The organism is Desulforegula conservatrix Mb1Pa (assembly GCF_000426225.1).
GTDB classification, from domain to species: Bacteria; Desulfobacterota; Desulfobacteria; order Desulfobacterales; family Desulforegulaceae; genus Desulforegula; species Desulforegula conservatrix.
Map to the genome: position 1 here is coordinate 1 of NZ_AUEY01000035.1, position 22293 is coordinate 22293.

A 22293-nucleotide genomic window follows, 5' to 3' on the forward strand; every position below is an offset into this window, starting at 1 on the left:
CGCTTTATCGTCAGTCAAAGATCTTCGCCAGAATTGGAGTAGATATTCCTGTTTCGACCCTGGCTTCATGGATGGTTCAGGTAGCTGAAAGATGCAGGCCGATAATCGAACTCCTGAGAAAAGAGATACTCTCCGGGCCATGCATCAACATTGACGAGACCACCCTTCAGGTTCTGAAGGAACCGGGCAGATCTGATCAGGCAAAATCATATATGTGGGTTTTCAGGGGCGGCCCTCCTGAATCGCCTTCTGTTATTTATCAGTACTCTCCCACGAGATCAGGCACTGTGGCCAAGGATTTTGTAGAGGGCTATAGCGGTTATTGCCAGACCGACGGCTATGCCGGTTACGATTGTCTTGAAAAAGACCTTGGCATAAAGCTTCTTGGTTGTTTCAGCCACGCTCGTCGCTATTTCATAAAAGTCATCGACGCAAGGCCCAAGAAAGACAAAGGCAAGGCCGGTAGCCCTGAGCAGGCCCTCGCCTATATTCAAAAACTCTACAGAATAGAACGCGAGGCAACGGATAAAAATCTTTCTGCCGAAGAAATATTTGAACTTCGCCAGCAAAAATCAAAACCTGTCCTTGATGATTTCAAGAACTGGCTGGATAAAAGATCGCCCCAGACGCCTCCTTCAAGCCTGCTTGGCCGGGCTTTAAATTACACTCTTTCGAACTGGGACAGACTGATAAAATATATTGAGGACGGCAATCTCAAGCCTGACAACAATGCCGCTGAAAACGCGATAAGGCCTTTCGTGGTCGGAAGAAAGAACTGGCTCTTCTCAGGACATCCCAACGGAGCCCATGCTTCATCTGTTCTTTACAGTCTTGTCGAATCTGCAAAAGCAGCAAAGCTCGAGCCGTATGCATATCTTAAACTCATCTTCGAAAAAATACCACTCGCGCAGAATGAAGAGGATTATAGAGCTTTGCTCCCTATATCTGTCACATCACAAATTTCCACGTAGTTGGCTGGATGCTTACTTATCAACCATAATCAGCAAGGAGAAAAAAATGAAGACCATGCAAAAAAACAGTCTCATGACAGCATTATTCTTTTTTATTATTCTCGCAATGACAGGGGCATCATTTCCTGCAAAAAGCTTTTCTGCGGAGGGAGGCGCTGGATCTGCTTCAGTTCAGTTGAACACCATCCCCATTGTTGACAATCTGCTTGCTTTCAAGGGTAAGCCAGTGACCGTCACTCTTTCATCCGGCCAGGCAATCACAGGAATCGTTAAAGACGCAAAAAATGGGATTCTTCATCTTGAAAAAATATCCCAGAAGGAATTCTACGACGCTGTTATTCTGATTGACAGAATAAACGCTGTGGAAGCAAGGGTAAGGGAAAAACTATAGCAGACTGTGGGCGTGGCAGTCCTGCCACAAAACATTCCCTTGACTTGTAACTGTGCATGGAAAAAAGACCCGCCAAAGTCAAGGCATTTTCGATTTATGATTGGTGCTTAATGGAATGTTGGCCTACATGCATCAATCATAAAACCAAATTCTAAAATCGAAAATCATGGTGTCGGATTATGAGCAAAGGACGCTCTAATCCGACCTACATTTTTATTTAAGACAGCATTTTTTGTATTTTTTACCACTTCCGCACGGACAGGGTTCATTCCTGCCTATCTTTTCAGGCTTGATTATCGGTGCAGAAGGAGATGATTGAGGAATAAAGCCCAAGTTGTCATGATCATAATCAGATTCCTCGTCGTCCGAGTCTTCCATAAAACTAAAAAAGGACTTCCTCTCTGTGGCTCTTTCAGTTCTCATCCCAAATGCTATCTCAACATCTTCAAGATCTCCGCAGATAGAGTCATCGACTCTTTCATTGATATAAGCGTTCCTGATTATATCAATTTTGTCTGTCGCATTCACATCCATTAATAACGACACCAGTATCCCATTCAGGTATTCATCATTAAGCATGCATTTATCAAGTTGGGCAGCAATGATATTTGTGCATTCATCTTTAAGCTCCAGATTTTTAAGACCTATATACTCTATGTATTCGGCCGCTCTAACCCTTCCGTATGTATTATTATGGGGATCGGCAAGGTATTTTTTAAGCGGGTCCAGGGAGGGTTTCCCGATCAGAGGAAAAACCTGAAGAAAATCATTTCCCATCCACTCATCGTCAAATTCATCAATCCTGTAGATCAGTGAAATAAGAGGCTCTACCGCATCGGCAGCCTTAAGTTGTCCAAGCGCCCTGCAGGCATGCACCGTAGCCCAAATTTCAGCAGTTCCAGCTTCGGCATCAAGAAGCTCCTCGTCTGTGGCCATTTTAATAAGCTCCGGAATATGCTCTTCTGTTATTCCGAACTGAGTGTAGTCCATCCAGTCATCTTCAAGGTCTTTTTCTCCATGAGTAAGCAGGACATCCACGGGGGGTAAGTATATATTTTTCATCATTTTAGTCCTGTAAGGTTAAACTTGACAAGGTCAAAAAAAGGCTTCTCCGTCATGCCCGACTTGATCCGGCATCTTTGTATTTCAAATACTTCTGGATTCAGGCCTTCGCCGGAATGACGAGAATCGGACTTTTTGCGAGTCCATCAAACTTTTATTCGATTAATATTTCATAAAACTCTTTATCTCCAGAATAATATTGAGAATTATAAAAAAAATCAGGGAAACACCTTAAAAAGATATTTCCCTGATGGTCTCGCAAAAAGTCAAAAAAGGGCTTCGCGTCATGCCGGAATTAATTCGGTATCTTTGTATTTTCAGATACTTCTGGATTCAGGCCTTCACAGAAATGACGAAAATCGTTTTATTTACATTTCTAATCCACAGCACCGCCGCCGAGAACTTTGTAAAGAGTTACCATATTCGACAGTTTCTGAAGCCTCACGTCGATCATTGACTGCTGGGCGCTGTATAGGGATCTCTGGGCATCAAGCACATTAAGATAGCTGTCTATTCCGCTTTTGTATCTGGCGTCAGACAAACGATAGCTCTCTGAAGTCGCCTCAAGAAATGATTTCTGGGCCTTCATCTGATCATCCACAGTTCCCCTTTGAGCAAGGGCGTCAGCAACTTCTCTGAAAGCTGTCTGGATTGTCTTTTCATATTTTGCCACAGCTATTTTCTGATCTGCCTCGGCAGCCTCAAGATTTGCCTGGTTCAATCCACCGTCAAAAATAGGAACGCTTATCTGGGGAGAAAAGGTCCAGGCCTGACTGCTTGAAAACAGATCACTCAACTGTCCGCTGGCTACTCCATAAGTACCTGTAATGGAAATTTTAGGAAAAAAAGCCGCCCTTGCAGCTCCTATATTCGCATTGGCAGCTTTAAGCTGGTTTTCGGCAGAAAGAATATCAGGCCTTTTAAGAAGCACGTCAGATGATAGACCAGCCTTTACATCTTTTAAAGCCCCGGATTTTGACTCTATTGTACCAAGTTCTGAAGGCATGAGATCGGCAGGCACGGGAGATCCGACAAGCAGAATCAGGGCATTTTCATCCTGGGCAACTTTGCCTGTATATCTGGCAATATCAATTTTTGCCGCTTCGACACGGGTCTGAACCTGGCGCAGATCGAGTTCTGAAGACGCCCCTACTTCAAATCTGCGTTTTATCATGTCATATGTTTCCTGCTGAGCCTTTAATGTGTCTTTAGCAAGCTTCAGGCGTTCATGGTCTGCGGCAAGCGTCAGCCATTCAGCCGTTACTTCTGCCACAAGACTTATCTGGGCGCTGGAACGGGCCTGTTCAGTTGCAAGATACTGCTCAAGAGCTTTGTCCTTCAAGCTGGCTATCCTGCCGAACATGTCAAGCTCATAGGAGCTTATTCCAACATTAAATGTATACTGGGTTGTAACCGAATCATCCTTTACCCCTGAAAGGGTTTCTGGCAGCCCCTGTGTGAACTTGCTGGCCGTACTCTTTACATTGGGAAAAAGCTCGGACCTCTGGATTTGGTATAGCGCCCTTGTTTTCTCTATATTCAGCGCAGCAACCCTCAGGTCACGATTGTTTTTCAGACTCAGCTCAACAACCTTCTGAAGCTGATCATTTACAAGAAAATCCTTCCATTTGATATCAGACGCCGGCATTTTAGCATTTACTGACTCAATACCCTTATATGCTTCGCCCTTGGGCCATGAATCGGAAACAGGAGAATCAGGCCTCTTGTATTCAGGTGCAAGGCTACAGCCCGCAATGAAGCTGCTCATGCAGAATAATGCGGACAAAAAAATCAAACCTGCTTTTTTCATTATGCTCAAGTCCTCCAGATAGACTGTTTCTTATTAAACACGCTTTATATATGGTCAATTTGCGTCAAAAAAGGCCGATTCGTAGGTCGGATTAAATCGTTATTTGCTCGTAATCCGACGTCAACTTTATGCCTCCGGCGGGTGCTTTTTTTAAAAAAGCTCCGCAAAAAACTTTATGTATTTATGATTAAAACATTGGCGGTTTAAAAAACCGCCAATCCAAAATCAACAATCCCTTACGTTTTATTCATCGTCCTTTGGTTTGGCCTTAAATACTTTCCTTACTACAACAAAGAATATAGGAACAAAGAAAATTGCAAGTACAGTGGCGGAAATCATACCGCCCATAACTCCGGTTCCTATGGCATTCTGGCTGCCTGACCCTGCTCCTTTTGTCGTAACAAGAGGAAGAACGCCGAGTATGAATGCAAGGGATGTCATGAGAATGGGCCTTAATCTAAGTCTGACAGCTTCAAGAGTCGCATCAATGAGACCAACTCCGTGCTCCATCTGCTCTTTTGCAAACTCGACAATCAGAATGGCGTTCTTGGCAGAAAGACCAATGGTTGTAAGAAGTCCAACCTGAAAATAAACGTCATTGGAAAGTCCGCGCATTGTCGCAGCAATAAGCGCTCCAATAATTCCAAGCGGAACAACAAGCATTACTGAAAATGGAATGGCCCAGCTTTCGTAAAGCGCCGCAAGGCAAAGAAAAACCACAACCAGCGAGATTGCGTAAAGAGCCGGAGCCTGGGAGCCGGACATTCTTTCCTGATATGAAAGGCCTGTCCATTCGTAGCCAATGCCAGGAGGAAGCTTTGCTGCCATTTCTTCCATTGCCTTCATCGCGTCACCCGAACTTTTTCCTGGAGCTGGCTGACCGAGAATTTCCCTTGAAGGCATACCGTTATAGCGTTCGAGTCTCGGAGATCCGTATGTCCAGCTGGCTGTCGCAAATGCCGAAAAAGGAACCATTTCTCCGGCTTTGTTCCTTATGTGCCATTTATTTAGATCCTCCGGCGTCATGCGGAATCTGGCATCAGCCTGCATGTAAACCTTCTTGATACGGCCCTTGTCCAGAAAGTCATTAATATATGAGCTTCCCCAGGCAGTTGAAAGTGTATCTGTGATATCTGCAATGGTAAGCCCAAGAGCCCCTGCCCTTTCATAATCAATATCAAGCTTGTACTGAGGCGTATCATCCTGACCATTTGGTCTTACAGCCATAAGAACAGGATTCTGTGCAGCCATTCCAAGAAGCTGGTTTCTGGCCTCCATCAGTTTTTCATGGCCAAGACCGGCCCTGTCCTGGAGCTGAAAGTCAAAGCCTGTCGCGTTTCCAAGTTCCAGAACAGCTGGCGGAGGAAATGCAAAAACCATGGCATCCTTAATTTTTGAAAATGCAGCCATAGCTTTTCCTGCCACGGCCCATACCTTTAGATCAGGTCTTTTACGCACGCTCCAGTCTTTAAGCTGAACAAAAGCGATACCAGTATTTTGGCCACGGCCAGCGTAGCTGAATCCTGCGACGGTAAAAAGGCCGTTTACCGCCTCTTTCTGTTCTTCAAGATAATGATGCTCAACCTGCTCAAGAACTTTTATAGTTCTTTCCTGGGTAGCCCCAACTGGAAGCTGGATTATTGAAAACAGCATCCCCTGATCCTCATCTGGGAGGAAAGATGTGGGCATTCTAAGGAAAAGATAACCCATGCCTAAGAGTATTATCAGATATATTACAAGATAGCGTTTTGTCTTTCCGAGCATCCTGTCAACTGTCGACTGATATTTCCTGCTGCTCGAGTCAAAAACCCTGTTGAACCATGTAAAAAATCCCGAAAACCAGCCGCCTTCAGATATGCTGTGACCCTTTGTGACAGGTTTCAGCATTGTGGCGCAAAGAGCCGGAGTAAGAACAAGGGCAACAACTACTGAAAGAAGCATGGAAGAAACAATCGTTATGGAAAACTGGCGGTAAATTACGCCTGTGGAGCCACCGAAAAATGCCATAGGAACGAAAACCGCTGAAAGAACAAGGGCAATACCAACCAGAGCGCCTGTAATCTGGTTCATTGATTTTCTTGTTGCTTCCTTGGGAGAAAGTCCTTCTTCGGACATCACTCGCTCCACGTTTTCAACAACAACAATGGCATCGTCAACAAGAAGACCTATGGCCAGAACCATGGCAAACATGGTCAGGGTATTTATGGAAAAACCGCAGGCCTTTAAAACCGCAAATGTCCCAAGAAGAACTACAGGAACCGCAATTGTCGGAATAAGCGTTGCCCTGAAATTCTGCAAAAACAGATACATTACCAGAAATACGAGCAGAATCGCTTCTGCAAGGGTTATGATAACTTCTTCGATAGAAATTTTTACAAACGGAGTAGTATCATAAGGATAAACTGCTTTCATCCCAGGAGGGAAGAATTTCGACAGTTCTGCGACCTTGTCTTTTACTATTTTTGCGGTTGCAAGGGCGTTTGAATTGGATGCCAGCTTGAGAGCGATACCTGCTGCAGGTTTTCCGTTGAAACGGGCCACTGCGTCATAGTTTTCGCTTCCAAGCTCTATCCTGGCCACATCACGCAACTTTACGGCAGATCCGTCTGTCCTTGTCTTTAAGATAATGTTCCCGAACTGTTCCGGAGTCTGAAGCAGAGTCTGGGCGGTTATGGTCGCATTCAGCTGCTGATCGTCGACTGATGGAGTTCCGCCAAGCTGGCCTGATGATACCTGAACGTTCTGGGCTTTTATTGCAGCTTTCACATCTGCCGGTGTAAGACTGAAACTTTTAAGGCCATCAGGATCGAGCCATATTCTCATGGCATACTGTGAACCAAAAAGGAGAAACTCACCGACGCCTTCTAAACGGCTTAAAACATCCTGAATATTTGCAGCAACATAATCACTCAGGTCATAACGGCTCATGCTGCCGTCTTCAGACACAAAGCCTATTACCATCAGAAAGTTCTTGGTGGACTTTGTAACCTGTACGCCCTGCTGCTGGACTACCTGGGGAAGGAGAGGCGTAGCAAGCTGAAGCTTGTTCTGCACCTGAACCTGGGCAATGTTCGGATCTGTTCCTGCGTCAAATGTAAGTGTTATTGTCACAATTCCTGAGGAATCGCTGTTTGAGGTCATGTATCTCAGGTTGTCGATGCCGTTCATTTTCTGCTCGATAACCTGGGTAACTGTGTTTTCAAGGGTTTTTGCAGATGCTCCTGGATATATTGCCGTAATGGCAATTTCAGGCGGAGCAATAGCAGGATACTGGGCAATCGGCAGCTGCTTGATGGCCAGAGCACCTGAGAGCATGATTATTATTGCTATTACCCACGCAAAAATGGGTCTGTTTATAAAAAAATGGGACATTAGAGAACTCCTTCTTTATTTCCCTGCGCCGGTTGCTGCTTTTTCAGGTTTTTTGGAAGCCTTTTGTGCCTGAGAACCAGCCTGATCTACTTGGTCTACTTGGCCTGCCTGATTCTTTTGGGCTTCAACCTTTTCGCCAAAAGGAATTGTTTTTACCAAGTCTCCAGGTCGAGCCTTTTGCAGACCTTCAACAATAACTTTGTCTCCAGCCTTGAGGCCTTCACTCACAATCCACTTACTGCCTACAGCCCTGTCAATTTTAAGTTCTCTGACTTCAACTTTTCCTTCAGCATTTACAACCATTGAAGTGGCCTCGCCCTTGGAATTCCTTGTAACTCCCTGCTGGGGAACGAGAATGGCATTTTCATTTATTCCCTCCTCAATCAAGGCTCTGACATACATTCCAGGAAGAAGAGTCATTTTAGGATTGGGGAATACTGAACGAAGAATTATGGAGCCAGTTCCGGTATCAACAGTTACATCAGAAAATTTAAGGGCTCCTTCCTGGGGATAGGGAGTACCATCTTCAAGAACAAGCTTAACCTTTGCCTGATTTGCCGAATCCTTTTTAATAAGGCCGCTTTCCATATTTTTTTTAAGGCGTAAAAGGCTTGCGCTGGTCTGGGTTACATCAACATATACCTGGTCCAATTTCTGAATAGTCGCAAGGGCAGTGGCCTGATTTGCAGTAACAAGAGCGCCTGTAGTAACTGACGAACGCCCTATGCGTCCTGAAATAGGAGCCTTGATGCTTGAATATTCTAGGTTTATACGAGCCTTCTCCATTTCAGCCTTTGACGCTTCGACATCAGCCTCCGCCTTTTTAAAGGCAGAATCAGCCTCATCAAACTCCTGTTTACTTATCGCCCTTGCAGCAACAAGTTCTTTATATCTCTCAGCCTTGTACCTTGCAGGAGGAACATTTGCCTCAGCCTTGGCAAGGGCAGCTTTTGCGCTTTCATATGCAGCCTTGAAAAGAGCCGGATCAATCTGATAGAGTACGTCGCCTTCCTTGACTTCAGCGCCTTCAGTAAAAAGTCTTTTCTGGATTATTCCACCAACCTGGGGTCTTACTTCTGCAATCAGAAAAGCAGATGTTCTGCCGGAAAGTTCCGTGGTTATGGCAACTTGTTCCGACTTTATTTCAACAACAGAAACCTCAGGAGGAGCACCTTTTCCCTGTGGAGGCCCACCGCCATCTTTGGGTTTACCGCAACCAGTCGCTGAAAAGGCAAACGCAGCCAGTAAAACTGCGGCAATCAAGCTGATTCTTTCATTTTTCTGCATAAGGCACCTTAATTATATTGTAATAAATATCCGCATGGATCATTAAACCCGAAATAGGAATGAACGTTCATTCCCATTTGAAAACATCACTACATTTTTACGCTATCCCAACATGAAGAGACCAATATATTTGAAAGCTCATCATCAAGATCAACAAAACCAAGAAGATGATCCCTCAAAGCCCAGATAAAAGGGGCAAAAGCAAGATCAAAAAATATTGGCATAGGCACATCCTTAATTACCTGCTGTTCCCTGCCTTTTTCATAAATATCACGGCAGAAATCATATTTTCCTGAAAAGTTGAAAATCTTGTTTCTTCTGAATTCAACGCCATAAGGAGAATTATGAAATTGCTCGCTGTATTTGAAATCAAGGGGGTTATTTTTCAGATATTTTATCATCATTCTGCCAATATAAAAAAAACACTCCCTAACAGGTCTGCCTTCAGGATAATCGGCCATAAGATAACTTTTGAATCTTTCGTCAAGATCATGATAAAGCTCCCAAATAAGCACATCCTTATTTTCAAAATACCTGTAAATAGTACCGGCGCCAACACCGGCCTTTTCTGCAATCAGGGCCATGGGAGCGCCATGAAAGCCGTTTTCTGCAATGAGTTCCATGGCAGCTTTCACAATTTCTTCTCTTTTGTCAGGTTTACACATATTGACCTTTCTTAATTACGGAATGAACATTCACTCGTAAAATAGAACACGGATTTTTATGTGTCAATATTTTTTACACCTCGTTTTTTATGCCACCTTAAAAATTGCCTTTTTGATGTGATAGCCCAAGGAAATCAGCAGCACCACACTAAGAAGTGGCCTTCAAATATGACAAAGTCGCAAGAAGTCAAATTATAGTCATTCCGGTGCAGGCTGTAATCCAGAAGCATTTGAAAATATAATAATGCCTAATCAAGTCCGGCATGATAACACCCGCCCTTTTTTGACTTTTTGCGAGACCACCAAGACTATACAACCTGACTGAAATTTATTCTTTTTCTATGAGAAGCTTCCTCTCCTGCTGGTATCTGTCAAAACTCATGGGCTGCTGCGGCTCGGTCTGTTTTTTTGCGGGGCTATCTTTCATTTCCCTGTCCTGACTTCTGTTCATGCCTTCATATATTCCCTCGTAGACTTCTTTTTTACTGCATCCTATGGCTGAAACCACAAGCATAAAAAGACATGAACAAATCATTATTTTAAAAATTTTCATAAAGCTCTCCCACTTATTTTCTCAAAATCCACATCAAAAATGAAATAACAGCGCTGATTATGATCATTGTCATAACAGGAAAATAGAAACTGAAACCAGGCCTGTTTATGGATATATCTCCAGGCAGCCTGCCAAAAGGAATCTTAACAAGCCAGGGCCAGAGAATACCGGCAGTAAAAATAAGCAATCCGGCGATTATTAGAATCTGACGCATGGCTTAAATCCTTATTTTGCTTACGCTCGCATAACCTGAAAAACACATGTCAATATCAAATCCAGGCTTTCTTGGCCTGTAATGGATAACGTCACAAAGTATAAAAGTACCGTCCTTCTCCATAAAATCCAGTTTGTACGGGGTCGTATCAGGATCACAAAATCTTGGCTCAGGTGTTTCATGGTCTTCCTGAAAAGGAAGATTTATATTCAGAAACGTTCCATGACTCAAGTCTATCCCAAGAATGAAATCCAAAAGCTTCGAGGCTGATCTGGAAGTCACATCCCACATTGGCTTTTTGCCTTCGCCTATATACTGGGAAAGCGCCACGGCCCTTTTCCCCATGAAAGCAGCCTCGCGTGCAGCAGCCACGGTTCCTGAAACATAAACGTCGGTCCCAAGATTTGCACCGAAGTTTATCCCGGAAAAAACCATGTCAGCATCAGGAGCGATTATTTTCAGCGCCAGCCTTGTGCAGTCAGCTGGAGTTCCTGCAACCATAAATCTGTTTTTGTCAAGCTCCTTCACGGTGATAGGCTCGCGCATTGTAACCCTGTGGGATATCCCGGACTGCCCATTTTCAGGAGCAACTATTATAACTTCTCCAACATCATCAAGGGCTTTTTTGAGAGCCTCAAGGCCAGGAGCGTCTATTCCATCATCATTGGTTAAAACAATCTTCAAGATAATAACCTCAAACTGGATTTTTGATTATTGAAGTCTGATTATTGATCGCAATGGCTATATTAAAAATTAAGACTAAAAATTGACAATGTCGCAAAAAGTCAAAAAAAATGCGTCGACGTCACGCCGGACTTGTTCCGGCATCTTTGTATTTTCAATTGCCTCTGGATTCCGGCCTTAGCCGGAATGAAGGTAATCGGACTTTTTGCGAGTCCATCAAAATTCACTAATCAAAAACATCGTTACTATGATGCTTGCGATATTTATCCTTGGAAAAACCCTTTTAAAAAAGGTGTTTTCCAAAACTTTCTGGTTATGGTGTCTATCTCCTGTTCAGGATATCTGCTACATTTTAAGATAGCATCTTGCAGATTAAAGATGAAGTAACGCCCCCCATAAAAACCATAAGTTTTTTGCTAAGCTTTTTTTCAAAAAAGCGACCTTTCATAAAAAAGATTGCTTTTCAATTCTGGTGAATAGTTACAAATCATCAATCAGCTTAATCTTCAATCCGGCAGATCATGCTTCCTGGTTCGCCTATTTCGACAGCCTTGACCCTGACAAGGGTATTCATATGTTTTGCCGGGCCTTCGGCAAGCATGGAAATATAATTACCTGAAATGCCTTTAAGCATTCCGGTCTTTTTATCTCTTTTGCTTTCCACCATCATATCAAGGGTTTTTCCGACGTGATTCCCATAAAACATGGTTTTCTTTTTTTGGCCCATTTCTCGTATTTCCGCGCATCTTGCCTTCATAACTTCAGGATGGATCTGTTCCTTGAATGTTGCGGCGGGAGTACCTTTTCTCGGCGAGAATGGAAATGCATGGACATAGGCTATGGGAAGGCTTTCAAGCAGATTGAAGGTATTTCTGAAAAACTCGTCAGTCTCTCCGGGGAAGCCTGTCAGAACATCAACGCCTATGGCAGCGGACGGGAGTTTTTCATTAATGGATTTTACAAGACCAGCAAAATATTCGGGTGTGTATGGCCGCCCCATCCTTTTTAGAATATCTGCATCGCCGCTTTGGAGAGGTATATGAAAATGATGGCATATGCGATCTGTCGATGCTGCAAGCTCTATGATTTCAGGAGCAAGCTCCCTTGGCTCAATGGAACTGAGACGGATTCTCGGCATGTCGTCCAAAGACGTTATTTTTTGAAGAAGGCTTTTAAGATTTGTTTTCGGATCAAGGTCATGGCCATAAGCACCGAGATGAATTCCTGTAAGAACCGCTTCCTGTGCGCCCTGGTCCCTGATACGGCGAAGATTTAAAAGAACGTCATCAAAAGCCATGCTCCTGCTTTTTCCCCTTGCATAAGGAACAATGCAATAGGTGCAGAAAGCTTCGCAACCATCCTGAATTTTCAGGTATGGCCTAGTTCTTTCCTCAAAAATAGACGGAACAAGACAAGAAAAAGAGTCGCCCAGGCCTTTTGCTTTAAGTTCGTCAAGAGCTGCTCCGGTCTCAAGGAGGTCAGGAATAAGCTGCTTTTCTTTCTGACCAAGAACATGGGTTACGCCTTCAATCTTTTTAATTTCTTCAGCCTCGGTCTGGGCATAACAGCCCGTTACAACTACAGTCGCTCCTTCGTGCTCCCTGATCTTGGCCCTGATAGCCTGCCTCGACTGCATTGATGCCTTTCCGGTTACGGTGCAGGTGTTTATTATGCATACATCAGCCTTTTCGCTTCTGCCTGCTTTTTCCCATCCCCGCCCTTTAAGAATAGAGGCTATGGAATCTGATTCAAACTGATTTACCCTGCATCCGAGGGTGGTTATCACAAACTTTTTCATACAGCCTTTTTGTTGATGGTACATCTTATCAAATCAAGAACGACGGATAAACCCGCCTCCGATTACTTCATCTCTGTCATATAATACAGCTGCCTGACCAGGAGTTATGGATAGCTGTGGCTCATCGAAAACGACCTCGCAGGAATCCTTGTCAATAATCCTTACATCAGCTTCTGCTGCTTTATGGGCATATCTAATTTTGACAGATAGCCTCTGATCTGTAGTTTTCAATTCCCTGAACCAGTTCATCGAATCTACGAGCATTTTCTTTTTGTAGAGCTCTTTTTTAAATCCTACGACAAGACGATTATTCTCTATATCAAGATCAAGAACGTAATATGGCTCTTTGGCCGGACAGTTGATTCCCCTTCTCTGGCCTATGGTAAAAAGGTGGAGTCCGTTATGCGTCCCTATTTTTTTACCGTCAGGACTTACAATTTCTCCTGGCCTTGCAGAAAAACCAGGATGTGTCTCCATAAAATCTCCATAACTGCTCTTGATAAAGCAGATATCCTGGCTTTCCTTTAAAAAAGGCGGAACAAGAACATTATCAGATGCAATTTGTCTGACTTCATTTTTGGTGAGGCCAGAGAGCGGGAAAATAGCCTTTGCAAAGGCTTCTTTCCTAACCAGGGACAGGAAATAAGACTGATCTTTTGCGGTATCGGTGCTGCTGAAAAGCATTGGCAAGCCATATCCTGACATCTCCGCCCTGGCGTAATGGCCTGTGGCAAGATGTCCGGCTCCAAAAAATGACGCCTTTTCAATCATAAGCCCGAATTTTATTTTGGCGTTACATGCTATGCAAGGATTCGGCGTTAAGCCAGATAGATAAGCCCTGTAGAAATAATCCGAAACCCAGACCCGGAATTCCTTTCTTATGTCAATCACATGGACAGGAATTCCGAGCTGATCTGAGATGCTTCTTATTCCGGCTGTTTCTTGGCGGGCATCGCCTGGAAATACGGTATAATGCCCTTGGGCCTCTTCAATGGACGGATTATCCTCAAATCCTGTCACAAAATGAAGCCCGAATACGTCAAAGCCCTGCCTTTTAATCAAAAAAGCCGCGACAAGGGAATCAATTCCGCCACTGACAGCTACCGCAATTTTATTGTTCATGGAATCCAAAATCAGAAAAAATTCTCGTCCTTTGAAGTGATCCTCATTGCCCTTGTTGGGCATGTGGGCACGCAAAGCTGACATATGCTGCATTTCTTCTGGTCAAAAACTATATTCATTTCAGGTCTCTGGGCATAAAGTGCGCCGGTCGGGCAGACAGCTGTGCATGCTCCGCAATGAACGCATTTGTCTTCATCCCGCAGAACCTCGCTTTCAGCCTTCTGGATATCAACGCCCTGCTCTTTCAAAAAATCAATTCCCCTTTTGAACTTATCTTTTTCACCGGACAGTTCAAGAACCATTATCCCTTCCCTGCGAGGGAAGATCTGGGCGTGCAAAATATTGAAAATCAGATCAAAATCCTTAGATAGAAGACAAACGAGCGGCTTCTGGGTTTCGCTTGCAGGGAATCTTAAAACCAAAATCTGTGAGTTCAAAACAATCCTCCGGAAAAATATTTATTACAGACTTTACTCAGGATTTATTATCCAGAGAGCAGGTCTATACTTTTAGTTCAATATAAAGTAAGCTTCATGAATGCGGAAAAAGTTCGGGTTTCAGTCATTCCTAAGCAGGCCGGAGTCCGTAAAAAACTGAAAATACCGGAGCCGGATCAAGCCAGACATGACGATTGCGCTTATATTTGCCTTTTTGCGAGTCCATCAAGCTGAACCATTATCACAACTTAAACAGTACCGTGTCAATAAAAGTCATAACATAAAAGTCATAACATAAAAGTCATAACAATCTATTATCTATACGATCAATATTTTGCATTAATCCAAGTATAATATTATAATATCAAAAAATCAGGCTCTTTTCCCCTTAAGTGCGGAGAAGGGTATATATCTAACTATTTGATATTCAAATCTAAAAAGCTGCCTCCGGTGGGTCGTTTTTTGGAAAAAGCTCCTCAAAAACTTTCAATAATTTAAATAATGGGCTGTGATCATAAAAAAACTTAAAGTTTTTGAGGGGACTTAAGGAGCTTTTTATAGAAAGTTTCCCAAGAAAAAAAATAAAAACATTTTGTTCTACATATTTCAACATTTAACTGGAACATAGCCCCAAATTAACCTTACTTATTGTATTTTGCCATATTCTCTTTTGGCGCTCAAAATGACAAAAAAACGAGGGATATTGGCGCTGCAAATATATTGATCAGACAATTAATGATTGAAGGACTTGCAAAAATCAAAAAAAATATCAGAGTCATGCCGGACTTGATCCGGCATCTTTGTATTTTCAGATATTTCTGGATTCAGGACTTCGCCGGAATGACATAAATCTGACTTTTTGCGAGTCCATCAAAGCTTACGCCGCCATCAACAAAAATGCCCCTTGAATAAGAACTGGAAAGCCCGCCGGTTCATGCTGACTTTAATAGTCCACGGAGTTACATAGATGCCCGATCTTTTTAATAAAATATTCAAAAGAACCCTTTCAAGCGATCTAATAATAGGATTAACAGCTGTATTCGGCCTTTTTTTCATTTCATCCAGCACTTTGTATTATTTTTACTTTTCATATAATTTTCACAGCACTCTCATGGCAAGAACGGAATCAGTGAGCAGCAAAATATCTGAGGTACTCAGCCCGGCGATCTGGAATCTCGACTACCTAATCATCGACCATGTCACATCAGCATACCTTGATTCTTCGGATATTACAGGGATCATAATAACCCTTGAAGACGGATCCATTGTCTATAAAAGAGAGCCGGCCAGTAAAGAAGACACAGTTTACCTTAAAAAGGAAATATTATCCCGGAGATCCGAAATAAAAACAAGAGTGATAGGCTATGCAGAGATATGGTTTTCAACAGCCGGAATCAAAAAAACCATGCAGCTCATGATCTACATTCTGAGCGGCATTGTAACAGGAGCCTTGTCCCTCATTGTCATCACCACTCATTTTCTGATGAAAAAACTTCTGAGCGAGCCTCTTCAGAATCTAATAACAGGGACCAAGGCAATAGCATGCGAAGAATACACAGGTGCTCTGCCTGAAGTACCCCATAAGGATATCAACAAGATTATTGAAGCTGTTAATATTATGGGTGAGCAGATCAACTCACGAACAGGCGCCTTAAGAAAAGAAATAGAAGAAAAAATTGCGGCTGAAAAAGCCCTGGCCGAATCAGAAAAAAAATATCGTGGGATATTTGAAAGCGCCATTGAAGGGATCTTCAGGGTATCTGCGGACGGAACAACATTCATAGAAGCAAATCCTTCAATGGCTACAATCCTTGGTTACGACTCCCCGGAAGACCTTATCAGCTCAGTAAAAAACATAAAAAAACAGATCTATGAAAAAGAATCAGAGGCAGTCGATACTTTTGCACAGATCACCAGCCATAAAGCTGCACGCTATTTTGAAACAAGACTCGTCAGAAAAAGCGGCCTCCCAATCTGGGCATCAATAAAAGCGACTTCAGAAAAAGATGAAAAAGGCAATGTTCTTTATATTGAAGGGCTAATGGAAGACATAACCAACAGAAAACTTGCCGAAGAAGCGTTGAGATGTGCCAAGGACGAGCTTGAAATACGTGTAAAACAAAGGACAGAGGAACTTCAGAAAGCTTATGTAAAAATCAAACAGGCCAACACAAAGCTTAAAAACGACGCTGACAAGCTCAATCTTTTTGCAAGCCAGATGGAGCTTAAGAATATCGAACTGGCAAACGCCAAGGAAATAGCTGACGCTGCCACCAGGGCCAAGAGTGAATTCCTCGCAAACATGAGTCATGAAATAAGAACGCCTATGAATGCGGTCATAGGCATGTCCCATCTTGCCCTTATGACCGATCTCACTCCACAGCAGAAGGATTATGTGACCAAAATCCAGAATTCAGCCCATTCCCTCCTTGGCATCATCAATGACATCCTCGATTTTTCAAAGATCGAGGCTGGCAAAATGAGTATGGAATCCATTGAATTCACACTCGACGGAATACTTGGAAAACTTACGTCCCAAATAGCTCTGAAAGCCTATGAAAAAGGTATTGAGCTCATATTCTGGACTGACCCTGCAATACCGATATTTCTGATGGGAGACCCCCTTAGACTGGAACAGATTCTCCTCAACCTGCTCAGCAACAGCCTCAAATTCACCCAACAGGGCTCTGTGAGGGTAAATGCAAGATTCCTCGATAAACTGGACGATAATATCTGGCTGCTATTTGATGTGACAGATACAGGCATAGGCATGACAAAAGAGCAGCTGGAAAACCTTTTTAACGCATTTACCCAGGCTGACGCATCCACAACAAGAAGATACGGAGGCACTGGTTTAGGACTTACCATTACAAAAAGACTGGTTGAACTAATGAATGGTGAAATCAGGGTGGAGAGCGAGTATTCAAAAGGGTCGACATTTACATTTACGGTAAAGCTCGGAATCGCCAAAAACCAGAATCCTGCTCCTGTTCAGATATGCGATATCAAGGGTAAAAAGGCTCTTATTGTTGATGATCACCCTGGCAGCAGGGAAATTTTGAGCGAATACCTAAAAAACATCTCGATCACCCCATTCTCGGTTACCAATGCTGAGGAAGGAATCAAACTTCTCACAGATTCGGATGGAAGCGCCTTTGATGTTGTTATGATGGATTGGAAAATGCCTGGTATGAATGGCATTGAAGCCTCAAAAGTCATCAAGGACAATAAATCTGCCAAAATGCCGCCAATTGTTCTTGTCACCGCATATGGTCAGGAAATTAATGAAAACGAAAAAAAATATATTGATGAAATAATTCAAAAGCCGATTACAATCTCCTCGGTATTTGAAGCTGTAACAAAAATCTTCTGTAAAACTGTAACAAAGAAAAGCGAAACATCCCGAAGGTATACGATTAAACCTTTACCTGTAAAGCTTAAGGTTCTGCTTGTTGAGGACAATGATGTAAACAGACAGCTAGGATTTGAACTCCTTAGAAAAGCTGGCGCAGAAGTAAAATTTGCCTTTAACGGCCAGGATGCCGTTAATATTGTTAAGCAAGAAAAATTTGACATAATCCTGATGGACATCCAGATGCCGGTAATGGATGGGTATGAAGCATCAAGACAGATAAGAGCTCTACCTGAATCCTCTACAACACCAATAATAGCCATGACAGCCAGCGCAATGTCAGGGGACAGGGAAAAGGCCATCGAGGCAGGGATGAATGACCATATCCCAAAACCGATTGAGCCGTCACACCTCATAGAGACTCTTTTCAAATGGGGCGTAAGCGAATCAGAAAACAACAAAGACAATTATCCTAGATCAGAAGAAAAAGACGTTAAGCCTGCAATGAAAAACCTTAAGGGATTCAATACAGAAGAAGGCCTTAAACGCTCTGGCTGGAATCCTGATTTATATAAAAAACTGCTTATCAAATTCAGATCAGAATATCTTAACGCGGCAGAGGCAATACAGGAGACATTCAACCAGGGTGAAATCGAGCATACAAGAAGAATAGTCCATACAATAAAGGGTATTTCAGGAAATCTTGCAGCGGAAGGACTTTACCATGCGTCGGTTCTTCTGGATGGAGCTCTTGAAAAAACAGGCAATCTGCCGGATGATGCCATGGCCCTTTTCACTAAAGAACTTGATCAGACAATGCAGACCCTTGACGAGTTTGAAAAGAGTGAAGCTCCTTTAATTGTCCAGGAAAAAGAAACAGGAGACATCAATTTCCTTATTGCAGCCCTGGAAAAAATCGAAAAACCGCTGTCCCAGTCAAAGCCTTTTGGACTTGTAAAGGATATTGATACAGTTCTCTCCATGACATGGCCCGATGATATTTCCTCGATGCTGGAAGAATTTGCAAGTCTCCTGAAAAAATATCAGCTCAAGGAAGCCCTCTCTGTTCTTAAAAGAATAAAAAGAAAAGTTGAAGGTGAGGAAAATGAAAATACTTAAAAAGCCCACCATCCTTGTTGTTGATGACACTGCTTCAAACATTGACATCCTTCTTGAGACACTTGGAAACGAATATGACATAATGGTGGCTCTTGACGGTGAAACAGCACTCAGTCAGGCAAAAGAAAACCAGCCCGACGTCATTCTCCTTGATATCATGATGCCTGAAATGGATGGCTACGAAGTATGCAGAAGGCTTAAGGCCAACAAACGAACAACAGAAATACCTGTCATCTTCGTGACGGCCATGAACGAACTGGTGGACGAGGAAAAAGGTTTGGAACTCGGAGCCATAGATTATATAACAAAACCATTCAGTCCTCCCATAGTCAAAGCCAGGGTAAAAAACCATCTATTGCTCCAGCTTGCAAAGGAAGCGGTTGAAAGGCAGAACGATATCCTGGAAGAAAAGGTAATTGAAAGAACAAGAGAGCTGATGGTTACCCAGGATGTCACGATCCAGTGCATGGCATCTCTGGCAGAAACAAGGGATATGGATACGGGAGATCATATAAGACGAACTCAATTTTACGTTAAAGCCATCGCAGAAGCCCTAAAAAACAATATCGAATTCTCTAAATTGCTTACAAAAAGCAATATCGAGCTGATGTACAAATCAGCGCCCCTCCATGATATCGGCAAGGTTGGCGTGCCTGACAATATACTTCTTAAAGAAGGGCCTCTTACCAAAGAGGAGTTTGAGGAAATGAAAAGGCATACAGTTTACGGCAGAGATGCTTTAAGGGAAGCCGAAAAAATGCTCGGAACAAACTCGTTTCTAAGATTCGCAAAGGAAATTGCTTACTCTCACCATGAAAAATGGGATGGAACAGGATACCCTGAAGGTCTTAAAGGTATCGAAATACCATTGCCTGGGAGAATAATGGCAATAGCAGATGTTTATGACGCGCTGATCAGCGCCAGAGTTTACAAGCCTGCCCTACCCCATGAAAGGGCTCTTGAGATTATAACAAAAGGAGACGGCAGGGTTATGCCCGAACATTTTGACCCATATGTCCTGTCCGCATTTAAAGCCATTTCTGAAGATTTCAGACAAATCGCCCTTAAATACTCACCGAAACAATAGCCTAAAGAACTCCATTAAAAAATACCGTGGTCACAAAAAATACTCTAAACTCTTATATAGATAGCTATATCTGGCTATGTCTTATTTTCACAGGCCAGTACATTCTTGGTGGACGCCCATTGTCTCGATCCTCCAAAAAAACTTAAAAGATGAGCTGGCAACGCATCTTTATAGCCCAACCATGCTTTTTCATAGTTCGTTGAGAAAAATATCCTTATCTTCTTCAGCATCTGTAATGCAGAGGTATTCTTTTGTTTGTTTAGGTGATGCATGATTAAAATACTGGGCTAATTTTGAAAGTTCGACTCCAAAAGCGAAATGCTGGTGATAACCCCAAGTTTTTCTAAGTGTATGAGATCCGAAATTACCCTTTAGATTTACGGCATCACACCATTTAGCAACAAGCCTGTGAACAGAAGGAACAATAAGCCTGCCCCTCTGGGATCTGAAAAGATAGTCGAAGTCATCATATTCGGCAGAATCCAGAAGACTCTTTATTGACTGGGTTGCAATCCTGTTTAAGGTGACGCCTCTGGATTTTCCTGTTTTTTCATCGGTTACCGTGAGCAACTGTCCAACATTAACATTCCTGATCTGTCCCACCTTAATATGTACCAGCTCGGTCGGAGTAAGATTAGTGTTGATCCCGAGGGTAAAAAGGGTTGAATTTCTTGGGCTATCTTTTATAAGTGCCTTAATTGCCTTGATGTCCCTAATTTTTCTTATAGGCTCCACCTTCTGGCTTCCACCCTGAATATCATCATTTTCATCAAGCTCTGCTGTCATGCTGGCCTCCATTATTTATTAAATCTCGATAAGTTTTATATTAAAAAATCATAAAACTTATCATAAATCAAGCCAATTTTTTACGAGAGACTAATTGAAGTTCTTGATGAGTATATTAAAGATAATATGAAAAAACCTGAACAGAAAATTCCGGCGGAACATTAAAAGAGGCTATGTTTCAGTTAAAAGCTGGAAAGGTCGCAAAAAGTCCTATTACCGTCATTCCGGCGCAGACCGGAATCCAGAACTGGGTGAAATTACAAAGATGCCGGATCAAATCCGGCATGACGATTAAGCCATTTTAGAGTTTTTGCGAATCCATCAACTATACTCCACATCGTCATAAATTGAACTTTTCTGTTAGACGAAAGGTCAAAGGTCGCTTTTTGAAAAAAGCTTGGCAAAAACTTTTCGATTATGGATTCTTTCGCTTGAAAAATCTATGCTCTCAACTCATGATAAAAAACCAATAAAAGTTTTGGGAAAGGTCTGGAACCCCCTTTTTCAAAAGGGTTTTCCAGTAATAATGCACAACAGGCTTGCCATTCAAACAGCCTGACTCATTGCAAATATTCAAGCTGTGGCATTGATTGAGTATATACAGGGCAACTTTTTAACTGGAAATCAGGCAGGACCATGAATCTAAAGTCTTGGCATCATACTCCAACCCACGCTTCCAGGGCCTGTATGGGCTGTTATGGTAGGCCCGATTTCAAGTATTATGATATCGTTTATGGGATAATTAAGGGCTCCGGCAAGCTTGCCTGCAAGATAGGCTGCATCATCCAGGGCATTACAATGCCCGACCCAAAGATCAAAGCCTCCGGCCTCACCTTCCCTGGTTTTTGACGCGTATTCAGCCATTGCTTTAAAAGTGTTCTTCTTGCCTCTTTTTCTGTCAACGGGAACAAGTCTGCCATTTTTCATTGCAATTATAGGCTTTATATCAAACATATCACCGACAATAGCGCTCATAGCACTAACCCTGCCGCCTTTTCTAAGCCAGGCCAGATTATCGACCGTAAAATTAACCACACTTTTTTCAAGAAACCCGGACATGCGTTTATCAAGACCGTTGATCGATTTATACTCGCGGATCAGGTCAATGGCCCGGCAGATATACTGTCCCTGACCAAAACTTACGGTACCTGTATCAAAGAGTTTAATTTTATCCGCATCTTTTGAATCCATAAGATTCAATGCGCTTCTTGCGCTCTTGTAACAGCCTGAGAGTGCGTCAGAGATATGAAAAGAAAGAAGAATATCAAATTTGCCGAGGAGTCTTTCAAAATGATCCGCGTATTCCGCAGGAGTCGGAGGGCTGGTTGAAACATCCCTGTTTTCAAGGAGATAGCTTTTTACTTCATCGTTGCTGATTGTATGTCCATCAAGATACGAAATTCCATCAACAATCACATGGACAGGTATTACATTCAAGCCCAGACGGCCTATAACTCCATCAGGAAAATCAGCGGTACTGTCTGTGACTATGCCTATCTTCTGAGCCATTTATCCTCCTAGAGCAATAGTTTTGTTTCAACAAATAACATCGTTCCGAATTCAACACAAGTTTTTAGAATAAA

The 22293-nt window shown here is 42.7% G+C and carries 17 protein-coding genes; 4 read left to right on the top strand and 13 right to left on the bottom strand.

From position 1 onward, the window contains the following. Together tnpC and K245_RS0112715 are read left to right on the top strand one after the other, a co-directional pair. Positions 1 to 971 (top strand): IS66 family transposase (gene tnpC / locus K245_RS0112710; RefSeq protein WP_027359570.1); only part of this gene is annotated, 971 nt, incomplete at its 5' end. 46 nt (positions 972 to 1017) lie between these two features. After that, positions 1018 to 1362: a hypothetical protein gene (locus K245_RS0112715; RefSeq protein WP_027359571.1), complete on the top strand. Its 345-nt coding sequence runs from the start codon at positions 1018 to 1020 to the stop codon at positions 1360 to 1362. Between the two features lie 213 nt (positions 1363 to 1575). On the opposite strand, the gene K245_RS28310 is transcribed toward K245_RS0112715, so the two are convergent. The 11 genes from K245_RS28310 to K245_RS0112770 form a co-directional block, all read right to left on the bottom strand. Beyond that, complete coding sequence (locus K245_RS28310; RefSeq protein ID WP_232223824.1) at positions 1576 to 2427, bottom strand: DUF1186 domain-containing protein; 852 nt, start codon at positions 2425 to 2427, stop codon at positions 1576 to 1578. Positions 2428 to 2800: 373 nt separating this feature from the next. Further along, a complete protein-coding gene (gene adeC / locus K245_RS0112725; RefSeq protein WP_035277181.1) occupies positions 2801 to 4234 on the bottom strand; it encodes an AdeC/AdeK/OprM family multidrug efflux complex outer membrane factor in 1434 nt (477 codons plus the stop codon). A 243-nt stretch (positions 4235 to 4477) separates the two neighbouring features. Beyond that, complete coding sequence (locus tag K245_RS0112730; protein WP_027359574.1) at positions 4478 to 7606, bottom strand: efflux RND transporter permease subunit; 3129 nt, start codon at positions 7604 to 7606, stop codon at positions 4478 to 4480. A 15-nt stretch (positions 7607 to 7621) separates the two neighbouring features. Continuing rightward, positions 7622 to 8893, bottom strand: a complete 1272-nt coding sequence (locus tag K245_RS24360; RefSeq protein WP_084156279.1) for an efflux RND transporter periplasmic adaptor subunit — start codon at positions 8891 to 8893, stop codon at positions 7622 to 7624. A gap of 89 nt (positions 8894 to 8982) precedes the next feature. Next, on the bottom strand, positions 8983 to 9558 hold the full coding sequence (locus K245_RS0112740) for a TetR/AcrR family transcriptional regulator (protein WP_027359575.1): 576 nt from the start codon (positions 9556 to 9558) through the stop codon (positions 8983 to 8985). A gap of 328 nt (positions 9559 to 9886) precedes the next feature. Continuing rightward, positions 9887 to 10111: a hypothetical protein gene (locus K245_RS0112745; protein WP_027359576.1), complete on the bottom strand. Its 225-nt coding sequence runs from the start codon at positions 10109 to 10111 to the stop codon at positions 9887 to 9889. 13 nt (positions 10112 to 10124) lie between these two features. Continuing rightward, on the bottom strand, positions 10125 to 10325 hold the full coding sequence (locus K245_RS0112750; RefSeq protein WP_027359577.1) for a DUF2905 domain-containing protein: 201 nt from the start codon (positions 10323 to 10325) through the stop codon (positions 10125 to 10127). Between the two features lie 3 nt (positions 10326 to 10328). Further along, positions 10329 to 11009 carry a 5'/3'-nucleotidase SurE gene (gene surE, locus K245_RS0112755; RefSeq protein ID WP_027359578.1) on the bottom strand — a complete coding sequence of 227 codons (681 nt, stop codon included), beginning with the start codon at positions 11007 to 11009 and terminating at the stop codon, positions 10329 to 10331. Positions 11010 to 11508: 499 nt separating this feature from the next. Continuing rightward, positions 11509 to 12807 carry a tRNA (N(6)-L-threonylcarbamoyladenosine(37)-C(2))-methylthiotransferase MtaB gene (gene mtaB / locus K245_RS0112760; protein ID WP_027359579.1) on the bottom strand — a complete coding sequence of 433 codons (1299 nt, stop codon included), beginning with the start codon at positions 12805 to 12807 and terminating at the stop codon, positions 11509 to 11511. A 33-nt stretch (positions 12808 to 12840) separates the two neighbouring features. Next, entirely contained in the window at positions 12841 to 13929 is a 1089-nt protein-coding gene (gene mnmA, locus K245_RS0112765) for a tRNA 2-thiouridine(34) synthase MnmA (RefSeq protein ID WP_035277182.1), read from the bottom strand. An 11-nt stretch (positions 13930 to 13940) separates the two neighbouring features. Beyond that, positions 13941 to 14366 carry an NIL domain-containing protein gene (locus tag K245_RS0112770; protein WP_027359581.1) on the bottom strand — a complete coding sequence of 142 codons (426 nt, stop codon included), beginning with the start codon at positions 14364 to 14366 and terminating at the stop codon, positions 13941 to 13943. Between the two features lie 967 nt (positions 14367 to 15333). On the opposite strand from K245_RS0112770, the gene K245_RS26670 reads away from it, so the two are divergent. Both K245_RS26670 and K245_RS0112790 read left to right on the top strand, forming a co-directional pair. After that, positions 15334 to 18837, top strand: a complete 3504-nt coding sequence (locus K245_RS26670; protein ID WP_051284102.1) for a hybrid sensor histidine kinase/response regulator — start codon at positions 15334 to 15336, stop codon at positions 18835 to 18837. Then, the gene (locus K245_RS0112790) at positions 18824 to 19924 is read left to right on the top strand and encodes a response regulator (RefSeq protein WP_027359584.1); all 1101 of its coding nucleotides are present in this window, start codon (positions 18824 to 18826) and stop codon (positions 19922 to 19924) included. Before K245_RS26670 ends, K245_RS0112790 begins: the two co-directional genes overlap by 14 nt. A gap of 189 nt (positions 19925 to 20113) precedes the next feature. On the opposite strand, the gene K245_RS0112795 is transcribed toward K245_RS0112790, so the two are convergent. Together K245_RS0112795 and K245_RS0112805 are read right to left on the bottom strand one after the other, a co-directional pair. After that, positions 20114 to 20710 (bottom strand): tyrosine-type recombinase/integrase, encoded by a 597-nt coding sequence (locus K245_RS0112795; RefSeq protein WP_027359585.1) that lies wholly within the window; start codon positions 20708 to 20710, stop codon positions 20114 to 20116. Positions 20711 to 21352: 642 nt separating this feature from the next. Next, positions 21353 to 22219 carry a DegV family protein gene (locus tag K245_RS0112805; RefSeq protein WP_027359586.1) on the bottom strand — a complete coding sequence of 289 codons (867 nt, stop codon included), beginning with the start codon at positions 22217 to 22219 and terminating at the stop codon, positions 21353 to 21355. Between the last annotated feature and the right edge of the window lie 74 nt (positions 22220 to 22293).

What these genes read in the sequence shown, in the direction of transcription:
- mtaB (WP_027359579.1), bottom strand. Translation starts at nt 12,807, where the DNA reads ATGAAAAAGTTTGTGATAACCACCCTCGGATGCAGGGTAAATCAGTTT.
- adeC (WP_035277181.1), bottom strand. Translation starts at nt 4,234, where the DNA reads ATGAAAAAAGCAGGTTTGATTTTTTTGTCCGCATTATTCTGCATGAGC.
- K245_RS26670 (WP_051284102.1), top strand. Translation starts at nt 15,334, where the DNA reads ATGCCCGATCTTTTTAATAAAATATTCAAAAGAACCCTTTCAAGCGAT.
- K245_RS24360 (WP_084156279.1), bottom strand. Translation starts at nt 8,893, where the DNA reads ATGCAGAAAAATGAAAGAATCAGCTTGATTGCCGCAGTTTTACTGGCT.
- K245_RS28310 (WP_232223824.1), bottom strand. Translation starts at nt 2,427, where the DNA reads ATGATGAAAAATATATACTTACCCCCCGTGGATGTCCTGCTTACTCAT.
- K245_RS0112750 (WP_027359577.1), bottom strand. Translation starts at nt 10,325, where the DNA reads ATGCGTCAGATTCTAATAATCGCCGGATTGCTTATTTTTACTGCCGGT.
- K245_RS0112730 (WP_027359574.1), bottom strand. Translation starts at nt 7,606, where the DNA reads ATGTCCCATTTTTTTATAAACAGACCCATTTTTGCGTGGGTAATAGCA.
- K245_RS0112740 (WP_027359575.1), bottom strand. Translation starts at nt 9,558, where the DNA reads ATGTGTAAACCTGACAAAAGAGAAGAAATTGTGAAAGCTGCCATGGAA.
- K245_RS0112805 (WP_027359586.1), bottom strand. Translation starts at nt 22,219, where the DNA reads ATGGCTCAGAAGATAGGCATAGTCACAGACAGTACCGCTGATTTTCCT.
- mnmA (WP_035277182.1), bottom strand. Translation starts at nt 13,929, where the DNA reads ATGAACAATAAAATTGCGGTAGCTGTCAGTGGCGGAATTGATTCCCTT.
- K245_RS0112745 (WP_027359576.1), bottom strand. Translation starts at nt 10,111, where the DNA reads ATGAAAATTTTTAAAATAATGATTTGTTCATGTCTTTTTATGCTTGTG.
- K245_RS0112715 (WP_027359571.1), top strand. Translation starts at nt 1,018, where the DNA reads ATGAAGACCATGCAAAAAAACAGTCTCATGACAGCATTATTCTTTTTT.
- K245_RS0112795 (WP_027359585.1), bottom strand. Translation starts at nt 20,710, where the DNA reads ATGACAGCAGAGCTTGATGAAAATGATGATATTCAGGGTGGAAGCCAG.
- K245_RS0112790 (WP_027359584.1), top strand. Translation starts at nt 18,824, where the DNA reads ATGAAAATACTTAAAAAGCCCACCATCCTTGTTGTTGATGACACTGCT.